The following is a 14,263-nucleotide window of genomic DNA, read 5'->3' on the forward strand; positions in this document are numbered from 1 at the left end:
TTTTGAATTTATTAGAAATATTACAAAAAATTAAATTACTAAAAAAAATTGATTTTTTTTGTCAAATTTCACTAGAGAATTTCGAAAAATTAACTCTTGTGTTTAAATGGAAAGATAATCCTACAGAGGTCGAAGAATTTAAAAACCTTTTGATTGATTTAAACATTATATATTTAAATAATGATGACGACGACGAATTATGGAAATATTTGGAAATAAATAATTTTAAAAAATTTTTGATAGGGATTTTGAGAGATGATTATGAACAATTTATTCATAAGGAAATAATTATAAATTCCATTGAAAAAAAATATGACAGTAGTTTAGAAAAAACGACAGTTACAGAAAATTTCGATCTAAGTCTAGATTGTGATAAACGATTGGAAGATATTTTTGATCGCGAGATTGACAGGGTAGAATCTATGGAATGGTTGTCAAACAGCAATTCTGAGATGAAAGATGAAAATAAAATTGTTGGTGAGGCTCTATGGAAAATTGAAAATAATTTTGTCGAAATTGCAATAATTCCTGAGTACATGAACCTTATATATATAGAGAACTTTGAACAACTCATTGAATTTGTAAAAGGTTATGTTTGAACTATTTATCCATACTTTAATCTTGAGGAATTGATGTATTTTATGAATTATAATGTATTTTTATATGATAATAAAGAAAAAATTAAAAAATTGAAGAAATGCCTTGCTAATTGGGCCAGAAAAAATGATTTAATTTTAATTGATGAAAATTGCTTCTCTAATATCAGTTTTGATTCAGAATACAACTATATAAATAACCAAAAAACACACGCAGGAAGTTTTAGTTGCTCAAGGCTAAATAAGATTAGAAAAGCTTTCACACAAGGAGACTATTTATGAAGTTAGAAAATTTTTACAAATTAAGAATCAGAGATTTTATTTCTATAGAAAAAAAGCACGATTTTTTTGATAAATTTGGTTCGGCTTTTGAAATTCCTGAATTTCAACGAGACTATAGCTGGGGAAATAGTCAGTTGGAGGAATTTTTTGATGACATCATTGAAGCCAAAAATAAACGTGATAATCCAGATTTTTCGTGCCTCGGAATAATCTACTTGTATTATAATAAACATTCTGTCTCTTTTGAAGTTATAGATGGTCAACAAAGATTAACCAGCATTATTTTGTTAGTTGAGGTTTTCAGAAAAATTTTGTTAGAGGAAGAAATAAAACACTCCCTATTTAATAAAAAAACAAAAAGAAGAATAATTAACGGTTATTCAAAAGATTGCGTACTTGAGAAAAAATATGTAAAATTCATGGATAAATATTTAAACAATGAAATAAGTGATGATGAGGAAATTAAATCCGATGATGTGTGCAAAAAGTTTCTATTTACTTATAACTTCTTCTATTCTAAAATAAACGAAACTCATAAGACTAAACAAGAAAAATTAGAACTTTATGAGTTTATTTTGGAAAAAATATTTTTTATTTTTTATGTCGAGAGAGATAATGAGGTCAAATATAACTTGTTTATAAAATTAAACAGCAGAGGATCTGAATTACAATTCACAACACTTCTTAAAAGTCATTTGTATTCAATTGATAATTTCGAAGTTATTGATTCCGAAACAGGAGAAAAGTTTACTCGCCATTTTGCAAGTAAATACGAGAACATGGAAACAAAATGATTTTGTCTCATTTCAAAATTAAAAAATAAAGAGCAAAAGTATAGCAAAATTAAGGAAATGTGTGGTTTTTTTGCTCAAAACTACGGGGCTTACTTTTATTCCAAACTATCAAAACCTTTTCTGAATGAAGCTAATGATAAAAAACTTTTTGCTAAATATAGAGAAATAGTTAAACATTTGTTTGAAGAATACAAAAACGAACTAATAAATAAAAGTATAAGTAAAAATGATTATCAAATAAAACAATTCTTTGAAAAAATGGATACCTATGTTAGAAGGTTTATTAAATATTGCATCGAGGAAGAAAAAGATGAATGTATATTTATGCTAAAAAAAATGGCTATAAAAAAATATTTATCATTAATAATTTATATGGATATTGAATATCCTAAATTTTCAGAGGAATTTAAAGAAAATGTTTTCATGTACTGTTATTTAAGAAAATTAAAAAATTTAGTTGAAAATAACAGATTACCCAGTGGTACAAAAAATGAACAAATAAGCCCTAGAAATCTTCATTTTGAGGAGTCTTTAAAAATTATCGTATCAAAAAGTGAAGATAACTGTAAGAAGGTAATTCAACTCATTCAGGATAAAATAGAGGGTGAAAATTTTGGTGTTTTTGTATCAGAGTTTATTAATAAAAAGGATGAAATTATTGACAATGAAAAATTGAAAAAGGAATTCTTGGTTGTTGATGAATATCACGAAATTTTTGAAAATCTTATGAAAAAATATGGACTTAATTTAAATTAGTTTGCAATTTAGAAAGCAATCCTTTTAAATACTCTCCCAACTCTTTATCAACACAATATATTTAACAACCTTTCATGGCTCGAGTCATTAAGGTTTTATAAGTATTTTTAATAATTTTATCACCAATAAATTGATCCCATAATGGTTCAATTTATTTACTTTTTAACCCTTTAGTGCTAGAATCATTTTTTGAACGTTTCTTAAAGTCAGTCTTTAATTTATTATTTTCATAAAACATGTCATCACCAATTATCACCCCAACATAATCAAACTCAATTCCTTAAGAAGTGTGAATACATCCAACTTGCTCAAAGGAATCTTTTTAAATAGCTCAAGTATCATCTCTAGCTAAGTTTCAGCGTTTTTTAAAAGCTCCAATTTCAATATCAAAAACTTGATCATTATTTTTGATTGTAATCTAACTCTAAGTCTTTTTTGATTTCTAAAGTTTTGTCCAACCAATCAATATAAGCATTACTTCCATTAGTTCTAAACTGTGATTCCAATTCTAGAACAAAATATTTTCTTCATTAATACCGGACTTATTATAAAAATTGAGAATATTAGCAAATTCACCAATATCTTTGGTTGTGAGAATTTATTTATCATCAAAGTTATTTAACATTTCTGACTTCGATTTTAGCTACCAACATTGCATTAATTAATCTGAGTAATATTTAGTCTTAAACCTTGTAGATTAATTACTAAATTGTTTGCTTTAAATATTTCAATTTTCTAGAAATATTATGGTAAAGATAAAATACTTATTTTTTTACAATACACAAAATCAGCATTTATTGATATAATTATATTAATCTTAATGGCTAGAAAGTACTTAAAATATGAGTAAAACAAACGTTATATCAGAGGAATTATTTGAAAATGAAGTTCAAGAGGAACTGGAATTTTTGGGATGAGAAAAAGCAAATTTTAATAGACCCGATTTTAGAGAATTTATTGATTTTAATACTTTAAATGACAAAATTATAGAAATAAATCAAACTAGCCCAGAAATTGCCCAAAATGCGATTAATGAAATAAGGAAACACTTTGAAAATGACTTTTTAAGTTCGAATTTAAACGGTTTCAAAATTTTACTAGAAGGAATTAAAATCTATGATAAAAATAGCGATCTATATTTAACAATTAATTTAATTTCTTCAAACTATAAAGAAAATAAGTATGAATTTGCTAGGCAAATGCAATTTTCAAATGGTAATGAACTGAGAATCCCAGATATTACTTTATTTATTAATGGATTGCCCATTGCTATTATGGAGTTAAAAAATTCTTTAGCAGTTGAAGGGCTTGAAGACGCCTTTAATCAAAATGAATCTTTAAAAAGACATAGTCCAAATTTATGAATGTTTAATGCAATAAATTTTGTTTCTAACAGAGTTAGCAGTAAATATGGTTCAACCAATGCCAACTTTAAACATTTTTATGGCTGAAATTCTTGAGATATTAGTGGATCAAATCCGATTAAGTATTTATTTGACCGTGAATCAATTATTGAAATCATAAAAAACTACACTTTTTACACAAATGAGCAGAAACCCGTTAAATATTTAGCAGCACCTCACCAAATTGAAGCAGTTAAAAATACTATAAAAAACTTGAAGGAATCCCAAGATAACCGGGGTGGGGTTATTTGACACACTCAAGGTTCAGGAAAATCAGTGACGATGGTATTTTTAGCGCGAGCAATTATGAATAATTTTGCAAAATCAACAATTTTAATGGTAACTGATAGAAATGTATTAGACCAACAATTATTTTTAAGATTTTTAAATGCTGAAAATTATTTAAGAAACAAATCGGTTAATATCGGTTCTAGAAAAGAATTAATTAGTGAATTAAACGATAAAAAACACTTCGGAATTTATTTTACAACAGTTCAAAAATTTGCCGAAGAAACTGGAGTCCTTTCTAATCGTGATGATATTTTCATGCTAGTTGATGAAGCGCATCGATCACAAAATAACTTAGATGGAGAAAAAACCCTTTCCAAAGTAACTGAAGAATTTATTGTTAAATTTGGTTATGGCCGTTATATGAGAGATGCATTTCCCAATGCCAAAATTATTGGTTTTACTGGAACCCCACTAATGAAAATGGACAAGGATACTAGATCTATATTTGGTGATTTCACTCATATCTATTCAATGGAAAATGCTGTTCGAGACGGAGCAACTGTTCCTATAAACTATGAAATGCGTCGTACAAAAATCAGTTTGGACAATAAGTACACCGATTTAATGGATCAACTACAATTTGACTATATTAAGACTTTAGACCAAGATGACATTTTATCTGATCAAAAAGTTGATAATCTGATTAAAAATATTAATCACTCACTGATTCTTGAAAATGATGACATTATTAAAGCTAAAGTAATTGATTTAATTCAACATTTTAAGAAACGAGCCAATCTTTTAAATAATAAGGCAATGATTGTTGCAAATAGTCGAAAAGCAGCATTTAAATATTATAAAAACATATTAGCACTCTACCCCGAATACAAGGATAAAGTAATTTTGGTAATGACAGAATCAAATAAAGATACTGATCCAGAAATGACTGAAGCTATTGTTAAAAAAAGTGATGTAAATAATGCTGCCAACGAATTTCGAAAACCCAATTCTAAATACAAAATAGCTATTGTTGTGGATATGTGATTGACTGGTTTTGACGTTCCTGATTTAGATGTCATGTACCTTGATAAGGTTATTAAGTGACATAACTTAATGCAGGCGATTGCTCGAGTTAATCGAACATTTGAAGATCGTGAAACCAGAAAAACAAAAGAATCTGGTTTAATTGTTGATTACATCGGAATTTGAAAACATCTAGCTGATGCCTTGATTCAGTATTCATCGGGAACAGACAATAAATTAGATATTAATATTGAAGATGTTGTAAAAGCCAAAGAGAAGCTAGAAGAAATCTTTCAAATTTTAGATGATAATTATATTAAAGGAATTACCAACTTTTCTAACCTAGATTCAAAAGCTAAGTATAACTTTGTTATCAAGAAAACAGATGAACTGCTAGCTCTTTCAAATGAGGAAAGAAATAAGTTTATTAAGATTGCTCGAAAAGCGAATCGTTTTTTCAAGATTGCTTACTCAAGTATTACTGAAGAAGAATCTACCATTTGCAAGGGTATTCAAATTATTAATTCTTTAATTTTAACAACGTCATTGCAACGCGATGAAAACCTCGTATTAACTATTGATGCAATCAAAAGAGCTGCTGAACAAGCAATCAATGCTAATGCCTCGCAAGTTGAAATTTTAGAATCAAAAATTTCCAAAAATATAAACGATGTTGCCAGAATTCTTCAAACCGAAGCTGAAGGATTGATAAATAGTGCCCCTCGGGTTGCTGCTGAGCTATTTAGACACTCGATTGAAGCCTTAATTAAGGAAACTGAAAGAATTAGACCAGTTTTTGCAAAAAAAGCTTCGGAAAAACTTAAAAAAATAATTCTAAGGTTGCAAGAAAATGAAGATATTGAAAGAGTTATTGAAATGCTAAGACAACTCTCAAAAGAAATTATTAATGAAAATAATAAAGAATTAGAATTTGAAGATATTCAACTACAAGCGTTCTTTGAAGTAGTTGCTGATGATAATTATTTGGGATATAACAACAACTCAGAGACTTTAAGAAGAATTGCAATTGATTTAATGGATAAAGTTAAAGATCATGTCACTGGTCAATTTAATACCAATCCCAAAGTACAAAGCCATGTACTTTTTGAACTTAAAAAATTATTAAAAAATAAATATGGCTATCCCCCTGATGCCCTTGGGGGAGTTTCGGGAATTTTATTTGACAAAATTAAAAATGAAATCAGAATAAATCCAGATTACTTTAGAAAGGATGATTAAAAATGGCAAAGTCAATTAATGATATAGAATCAAAATTATGAGCTGCAGCTGATACCCTAAGAGGAAATATGTCAGCGGAAGAATATATGCATACAATTTTAGGAATTCTATCACTTAAATATATTTCAGACCGTAATCTATTTGGAATTAAAAAATTATCAGAGGAGGGGTTGTCTTTAGACTTTGTAGAACCCGAAGAATTTTATTATAGATATAATGCTTTTATAGTTCCTGAAAAAGCTTCTTGAAATTATGTTATGAAATTTGCAAATTCCCCATCCCTTGGAGAAGTAATTGATAACGCTTTTATTGAACTAGAAGATAATAACGAAATGTTAAGAGGAATTTTCAATAAAAACTTCAACAAAGAAGGGGTCGACCAAATTAAACTTGGTGGAGTTATAAAGATATTTTCAGATGAGGATTTTTCTCACCAAGAAGACGAAGATATTATTGGAAGAATTTATGAATATTTTCTAGGGAAATTCTTTAGAGACAGAGGACAGAGTGGGGGAGAATTCTATACTCCAACTTCAATTGTTAAACTAATGGTTAATTTAATTAAACCTGTTAGAGGAACGATTTACGATCCAGCTTGTGGATCTGGAGGAATTCTTGTTCAATCGAAAAGATATATTGAATCTCATGGTGGAAAAATGGAAGACATAACAGCCTATGGTCAAGAATATAATAATGTTACTTGAAAATTGGCAAAATTAAATTTAGTATTAAATGGTTTTCCAATTGTTGACACTGAGGGTAATGGGGTGATTGGTCAAAGATCTGCGGATACTTTTGCTGATGATCAACACAAAAACAAAAAATTTGATTTTGTTATGGCCAATCCACCTTTTAATGTAAAAAAATGGGGCGCTGAAAATCTTCAAGAAGACCCAAGGTTTAAATGAGGAATTCCTCCCCAAGGTAATGCTAACTATGCTTGACTATCACACATGGTATCTAAATTATCAACAAAAGGTAAAGCTGCCATTGTTTTAGCTAATGGTTCGCTTTCTTCATCAAATCAAGAAAAACTAATGCGAGAAGCATTTGTGAATGATAATAAAGTTGACGCTATTATAGAGTTGCCAGATAAGTTATTTTACACAACAGGAATTCCAGCGTGTATTTGAATTTTTAACAATAGCAAAGTGAATGAAAACATTTTGATGATTAATGCCTCTAAAATGGAGGGCAATATGATTTCTAAAAAACTTAGGGAGTTAAAAGATGAAGACATTGATATCCTCTCTAAGTTCTATGAAAAACACCAAAAAGGAGAACAAGTAAATCAACTTGGGGTAGCTAAAACTATAACAAAAAATGACTTAAAAGACAATGACTTTTCTTTTGTTCCGGGAAGATATGTCGGTTCTGAAGAGGAAATCATTGATAAAGCAGAATTAAAAGAGGAAATCAAAAAGATAGCAGAAGAATTAACTGGACTTCTAAAAGAGTTTAGTGATATGATTCCTGAAGTGGAATCTTCAATAAAAAAAGCCTTAGAATACGAAGAATAAAAAGATGCTAGCGCATCTTTTTCTATTTTATAAGCAATTTTATTAATCTTTCCTTAAGTAAGTTTAATTTGTTTTTAATTGAAATCAACTTTTCGATTTTGTCTACAATATTTTGTTCATTATATTGAAGGGGTTTTTTCATTTTAATTAGTTTTAAATTAGATAAATTTATTGCTTGCATTGTTGTGCCTGAAGAAAGCTTTTCTTTTTGCTCTTTGAAGTGTTTTGACATTAAAAATCCAGCTATTTGATCATTATATAAGGTCTGAAAGTTAAAAAAACCTGTTGAGAATACTTCCTCGGGAGCTTTAGAAAAATAAAACACCTTATTTTCACCGAGTAACTTAGAAATAATAAAACTGTTATTGGCGGGTGAAACATCAGCCCTGGAAGGTTTGATTGAATTAATATCAATAATTTTATTTAAGTCAATTGAAAATTCGCCAATCGCATTAGTTGCTATATATTCACTTTGTTCATTTCACTTATTATTTTGTAAAGTGATAATATCATAGAAAAACACTTCTTCGGTATTTATTGAATTATAATAACTAACTAAATAGTTTTTGATTAAATTAATAATTTTAATTATATAAGATTCAATTTTTTCAATTGGTTCAATAATGTCAATTATATTTTTTAAATCTTTTTTTGTATTATCAAAAGTATCAATTCTAACGCATTGTGAGAATTTTAAAAATAAACTTTCAATTGGTTCAATAATGTCAATTATATTTTGTTGTTCCTCTAGTGAAGGTACATTAAAAATAATTTCCCTTATATCTACAATTTTTATTCTAAAAACTTTTAATCCAGTTGCATATTTATGAAATTTGTTTTTATTTTTTTTAATCAAATAAAATAGGAATTTATCGATAATAAAATTTTCGATACCTTTTATCGATATTTGCTCACCCCCCAATATTCCATATATACTGGAGTTTATAAAATATGAGTGTCCTAAATCTTTAATTGTCTCGGACGTAGAAACTAAAACCGTTGATTGATTAATGACAGATTTTTCATGATAAAATTTTTTATCTACCTTATGAGGGAAGCTTTCATCAACTAATTCACATTTGTATGTCTTGCCATAGTGAAGAGCTAGAAACTCACCGGTCTTTTTAAGGTCTTTTTTTTGAAATTTTCCTCCGCCCCTGCACATTATAGAAATTTCACCAAGTTTATAAATAGCCATTAAAAAACAGTGGTTACATTAAATGTAACCACTGTAAATTTTTCAATTATCTTCTACCGATAGATTAAGATATCTAAAAGTTGTTTCTATTTTTTCATGACCAAGTTGCAACATAACCATTTTTGGACTGGCACCATGAGTAAGTAAATGTGTCGCATGGGATCTTCTTATTGAATGTGGGGTAAACTCACTACCCAAAATTTCTTTGACCCAAGCCCTTAATGTTTTAGTTGTTAGAGTAAACTTCTCAAGTTTTTCGGTTGTTTCAAAACAGTGAAATATTTCTCTAATTTTATTTCCCTTTCCAATAATTACGATTGTTTTACGATTTATTTCAATGATTTTTTTAAGTTCTTCAGCTCTGATGCCTGTCTCAAACAAAAATTTCATTAAAAGTTTTTTTTGAACTAAACTTTTTGAATCAAATTCGTTAATTAATGTTTTTTTTAATAAAAATTCCTTATTAAAAACCGCCCTATATATTTTTGGAATCCTTGGTAATTTAAATTGTTTAAGTTCCTTTATCCGTTTGTCCTTCGATCAATTCATATAAGAGCAAATTATATTAAAGTGTGTTCATGCTGTATTGGGTGAATTAAAATAATTTGAAATGATATGTTTTATTTTTTTCACGTCATTAAATACGTAAAGATACCTATTTAAAACACTTGTATAAGTTTTTACAGTATTTTTACTGTACATATTTAAAATTAAGAAATTCAAGAAATTTTCTATTTTCATATTTTCACCTCCTTTATTTAAGTATTTTACTTAAATATAGTAAAATAGATATAAAGAAAGAGGTGTTTTAATGGCTATTTATAAACTTGGTGAAATTTGTTTTTCAGTAAGCGAAACTTCAAAAGCAGAATTACCAATTTACACTTTAAATACATCGGACTTACTTAGAAATGAAGTGAATCCTGTATTTGAAAATGAGAAAATTCTAGGTCAATTTAAGAAAACTGCGAAAAAGTCTGACATACTTTTTTCCGAAATAAGACCAGGCAATGGGAGATGAGCTTTACTAAATGAGGATTTAAAAAATTGTTTAATATCTACTAAAATTTTAGTTTTAAGGTGTATTTCTAAAATCATTTTACCTAAATTTCTTTATTTATTAATTACTTGTAAAATAAATAAAGAAATTGTTAAAATAGCAGAGAATAGAAGTGGAACTTTTCCTCAAATAACTTTTACAGAGATTTCTAGAATTGAATTAGAAGTACCTTCACTAGAGGAACAACAAAATATAATTGACATTATTGAACCAATTGAAAAAATTGAACGTTTAATTTTGGAAATTAATGAAAAGTTAATTAGTTTAATTAAAAATATGAGAGAGAAAAATGATTTCGAATTAATAAATAATCTAGTAGTGAAAGAGAAAAATGCTAAAAAAAATATAAATCAAATTTCTGCGAAGATTCTAAAAAAACAAAATCCAGTCATAAGTGGTTTTGAGCAACCTAATACATATAAAACTAATAGTTTTTATGCACCGCAAGGAACTTTTTTATTTTGTTCAATAAGAACTTATCAAAAAAAATTTGGAATTATGCCATATGAAGCCGATTATAATGGAACATTATTTGCATATAAGGTAATAAAAAATCAAACCTCATTGCTCCATTCTCTATTAAATAATAAAATTTGACTTGATTTTGATAGTTTATCAAAAGGAACAAAAATGCCGGTTCTCTCTGAAGAAGACTTCCTCAAAAAAATAAAAATACCTCTAGTAGAGTTTGAAATTAAAAATATTTTTGATTTTTTTATTAAAATAAATAGAACACTATTAAAGATTGAATATTTAAAAAATAATCTAATAAAAATTCTTATAAAATAAATTTTAATTATATTAATGGAGCATTGCAATAAATTAAAAATAATATATTTTTTTAATTATATTATATTTTCAATTGTAATAGCATATTTAATTGATATGAAAATTTGAATGATTAAAAATATTATATTTAAAAATTATAAAACTTTGATAATGAGGAAATTGATTTAAGCTCACTCAATTTATTTTTTGTAGTATTTAACTAGTAAATTTAGTCGGTAAATCAATAAAATGTTGAGTAAGATATTATGCCATTAAATCGGTAAAGTCAATTTATAAATGAGCAAGTTTTAAAAATGAATGAAGATTAAAAAAAGCTATTTCAATAATAAAATGCTAAATTCCTAACTTGAAAAAATAATGCAGTAAGCTTCCTAATTTATGAATTTAGTATGATTACACTTAGAAATTGTTTTTTAAAAAATTAATAGGAGATACTGCATTATGTTTTAAAGCGTAGTTTAAACGCATCTCATAAATTGGTTTACCAAATATTGTGGTAATGTCAAATTTATCCATACGTTCAGGAGTTGCTGTCAAAGCTATTTTGTATTGAGCTTTAAAGTAGTTTTCGATTTTGGCCATAATATTTGTCTCACTTTTACCATCTAAATGATGAGCTTCATCAAAATAAATTACTCCAAAATCATTTGGTTCTAACTTTTTTTGGTCAATAAGATTATTTAAACTTTTATCAACCACAAATAAATGGTTACTTTTTAATTCCTTTGGATTCGGAGTTAAGCCTCCCTTAATTAAAGTGGTATTTGTTAATTTCAAGATTTTTTCAAAAGTAGCTTTAGCATTAATAACAATTTCTTGACGATGAGAAATAAATAAGATCCTTTGATTAGCCAATTTTTTTATAATTTCTTGGTACATGAAGGCTGCTAAATAAGTCTTGCCAGTCCCGGTTGGTAAGACAATCAAGTTTTCGGGCTGATTAAGTTTTTTAAAAACATCAATAACCTCTTCTTGATAGGGGAGTGGTTTAAATACCTCAGCTTTAATGACTTGATGATTATCTAATTTCATAAAATCAGTTGGGTCTAATTCGCTAAAATTAATCCATCCATAACGATTATCACAATCATCTCACATGTAGTCAAAGTGATTGTTTAATACCTGAGCTTCCTTATTTTTAACAAAAGAAAAGTTAATTTTTCCGCTTGTTAGTCCTTTGTTGGTCATGTTACTAGAACCTGAAAATTGCATAGATGCCTTCTTTAGTATTAAAGACATAAACTTTCATATGAATCGGGCTTTGGTTATTGATTACTTGAACCTTGATATGGGTATTATTAAATTTATTAATTTGATATAAATCATCAATATTAAAAGAGCTAGCCGCTTTATTACAGGTAGTTGTTAAAATTTGTAACTTTCCATTATTGGCAAAGAAACTTTCAAATTCTTCATAAAAGAGGTTAAAAGCTTGTTTGGTAATAAAGGGTGAAATTATCTTCATTTCGTGGCTTTTTGTAATTAAATCCTTAAAAGTTTTAATTAATTCTTTATGTTCTAAATCTGTAAATATCATAATAATTCCTCTATGGATATTATACTATTAATATATAAATTAAGGTTTTTATATTTCGCGAATATATTGCTTTTTTTATAAAAAAATAATAAAATAAATTTATTAATAAACCAATTTGAATAAAATTTCTAGAGGAAAATAAAAATGAAGAAAAATGAATTAGGTCAATTCTTTACAGTTAAAAGTAGTTGAATTACTAAGCCGGTACTAGATTTTATTAAGGAAAATACAAAAAAAAGAAATATAATTTTAGATCCTTTTGCGGGACAAGGTGATTTATTTGAGTCATTAAGAGGCAGATTAAAAAGAGAGGATTTATATTTTTTAGGTTTTGACATAGATAAAGACCTTAAATGAACTATTAACGACAGTCTTGAAAGAATACCTTTAACACAAGAGGAGAATACTTTTATTGTGACCAATCCACCTTATTTGGCAAAGAATAGCTGTAAAAGAAATGGTTATGAAAGAACATATGAAAATTACTTTGAAAAGTCCGAATGAACAGACCTCTATTTAATAGCAATGCAAAGAATGGTGGATTTAAAAATTCCGGGAGTTGCGATTGTTCCAGAAACTTTTATTAATTCAAAATTTTCTAAGGAATTTATAAATAGAATTGTAATTATTGAACCAAATCCTTTTAATGATACCGAGGTTCCTATATGCATTGTTTGTTTTGATGGATCAAAAAGGCAGGATTGCGTAATTTTTAAAAACAATTCTAAAATAGATTCACTAGAGAACTTAAAATTATTAAATCCAAAAAATGAATCACTAAATTTAAATGACCTTAGATTTAATGATATAGCCGGAAGTATTGCATTAAGGGGGGTAGATTCAACAAACCCTTCTGATAAAATAAGGTTTTTAGATAAAAATGAATTAGGATTAAGTATATTAAAAATAAAGAACTCTTCAAGAGCCATCACCGTACTCAACAGTAGCAAACTATCAAATCTGGATGAAAATCAAATCAAAAAAATCATTGATTTTTCAAATAAATACCTGAATGATTATAGAGAAAGCACTTGTGATGTCTTATTAACTCCATTTAAGGGAAATAACAAGGAAAATATACGTAGAAGGAGATTAGATTTTAAATTGGCCAAAGCAATTATTGAAAAGGCCTATAAAAATATAATATTAGGAGATAACAATGGAACCAAATTACGACTTAAATCTCAAAATGCAGTTGAAAAATAATTTAGAAAATTTTGACATTAATTCAGAAAGTGAAAGATTAAAAATTGAAAAATTTTGTGAAAAATTTAATTTTAAACTAGACGAAGTTTATGATGAAATTAAGAAAAGTAAATTCTTAAAAGCGTTTTTCATAAAAAATCCAACGAAGCAAAATATATACGAAAAAACTGCTTTTGAATTTATATCTTCAATAGAGGGTGTGCATGATGCTGAAAATCTTCCAAACGGAAGTAAAACAAATTCGGTTTATATTTCTGATCAGGAGGTAAGAAAAGGTAGAGACGTACCTATTTCAATAAGAAAAAAAGCAAAATCAATTGATTTTAAATTTATGTATAAAGATTTAAAGACAGAATTTTATGTTTTCCACAAATATACCGGCGAATCTGGCGGCGCTCAAGATAATCAGAAAAACGACATTATTAATTCTATGAATGCTGCAAAAAGCGCTCACCCATGTGACAAGGATTTTGTGTTATTCTATATTTGTGACGGCGCTTACTATAATAAGGAAAAAATGATTGAATTGGGGAACAATATAACCGGGATATCAAATTTCTATCTTTTAAAATCAGGCGATCTTGAAAATAAATTAAAGTCAATTTTTGATGGCTATAAATGTATATAAA

At 27.3% G+C, this 14,263-nt stretch carries 12 protein-coding genes; 7 read left to right on the top strand and 5 right to left on the bottom strand.

From position 1 onward, the window contains the following. Positions 1-2 precede the first annotated feature (2 nt). Together SSABA_RS02185 and SSABA_RS02190 are read left to right on the top strand one after the other, a co-directional pair. Entirely contained in the window at positions 3-884 is an 882-nt protein-coding gene (locus SSABA_RS02185; protein ID WP_025250965.1) for a hypothetical protein, read from the top strand. After that, entirely contained in the window at positions 875-2,428 is a 1,554-nt protein-coding gene (locus SSABA_RS02190) for a DUF262 domain-containing protein (RefSeq protein ID WP_025250966.1), read from the top strand. The genes SSABA_RS02185 and SSABA_RS02190 overlap by 10 nt, the downstream gene beginning before the upstream one ends. Before the next feature lie 151 nt (positions 2,429-2,579). Here the strand turns inward: SSABA_RS02190 and SSABA_RS05220 are convergent, their stop codons facing one another. Continuing rightward, complete coding sequence (locus SSABA_RS05220) at positions 2,580-2,705, bottom strand: DNA/RNA helicase domain-containing protein (protein ID WP_148293490.1); 126 nt, start codon at positions 2,703-2,705, stop codon at positions 2,580-2,582. Between the two features lie 565 nt (positions 2,706-3,270). Between SSABA_RS05220 and SSABA_RS02195 the strand changes: the two genes are divergently transcribed. Together SSABA_RS02195 and SSABA_RS02200 are read left to right on the top strand one after the other, a co-directional pair. Then, positions 3,271-6,324 carry a type I restriction endonuclease subunit R gene (locus SSABA_RS02195; RefSeq protein WP_025250967.1) on the top strand — a complete coding sequence of 1,018 codons (3,054 nt, stop codon included), beginning with the start codon at positions 3,271-3,273 and terminating at the stop codon, positions 6,322-6,324. A gap of 2 nt (positions 6,325-6,326) precedes the next feature. Continuing rightward, complete coding sequence (locus SSABA_RS02200) at positions 6,327-7,844, top strand: type I restriction-modification system subunit M (RefSeq protein ID WP_025250968.1); 1,518 nt, start codon at positions 6,327-6,329, stop codon at positions 7,842-7,844. A gap of 22 nt (positions 7,845-7,866) precedes the next feature. Here SSABA_RS02200 and SSABA_RS02205 read toward each other — a convergent pair whose 3' ends face one another. Next, positions 7,867-9,042 (bottom strand): restriction endonuclease subunit S, encoded by a 1,176-nt coding sequence (locus tag SSABA_RS02205; protein ID WP_084655741.1) that lies wholly within the window; start codon positions 9,040-9,042, stop codon positions 7,867-7,869. Positions 9,043-9,060: 18 nt separating this feature from the next. Beyond that, on the bottom strand, positions 9,061-9,783 hold the full coding sequence (locus SSABA_RS02210; protein WP_051464688.1) for a tyrosine-type recombinase/integrase: 723 nt from the start codon (positions 9,781-9,783) through the stop codon (positions 9,061-9,063). Between the two features lie 70 nt (positions 9,784-9,853). On the opposite strand from SSABA_RS02210, the gene SSABA_RS04965 reads away from it, so the two are divergent. Beyond that, positions 9,854-10,891, top strand: a complete 1,038-nt coding sequence (locus SSABA_RS04965; protein WP_025250971.1) for a restriction endonuclease subunit S — start codon at positions 9,854-9,856, stop codon at positions 10,889-10,891. 399 nt (positions 10,892-11,290) lie between these two features. Here the strand turns inward: SSABA_RS04965 and SSABA_RS02220 are convergent, their stop codons facing one another. Further along, positions 11,291-12,103 carry a DEAD/DEAH box helicase family protein gene (locus SSABA_RS02220; RefSeq protein WP_025250972.1) on the bottom strand — a complete coding sequence of 271 codons (813 nt, stop codon included), beginning with the start codon at positions 12,101-12,103 and terminating at the stop codon, positions 11,291-11,293. Next, positions 12,084-12,428: a restriction endonuclease PLD domain-containing protein gene (locus SSABA_RS02225; protein ID WP_025250973.1), complete on the bottom strand. Its 345-nt coding sequence runs from the start codon at positions 12,426-12,428 to the stop codon at positions 12,084-12,086. Before SSABA_RS02225 ends, SSABA_RS02220 begins: the two co-directional genes overlap by 20 nt. A gap of 144 nt (positions 12,429-12,572) precedes the next feature. On the opposite strand from SSABA_RS02225, the gene SSABA_RS02230 reads away from it, so the two are divergent. Then, entirely contained in the window at positions 12,573-13,634 is a 1,062-nt protein-coding gene (locus tag SSABA_RS02230; protein WP_025250974.1) for an Eco57I restriction-modification methylase domain-containing protein, read from the top strand. Then, positions 13,588-14,262, top strand: coding sequence for a hypothetical protein (locus SSABA_RS02235; RefSeq protein ID WP_025250975.1), 675 nt, complete (start codon positions 13,588-13,590; stop codon positions 14,260-14,262). Before SSABA_RS02230 ends, SSABA_RS02235 begins: the two co-directional genes overlap by 47 nt. Position 14,263: the final 1 nt, after the last annotated feature.

Origin of the sequence: Spiroplasma sabaudiense Ar-1343 (assembly GCF_000565215.1) — a bacterium.
GTDB classification, from domain to species: Bacteria; Bacillota_I; Bacilli_A; order Mycoplasmatales; family Mycoplasmataceae; genus Spiroplasma_B; species Spiroplasma_B sabaudiense.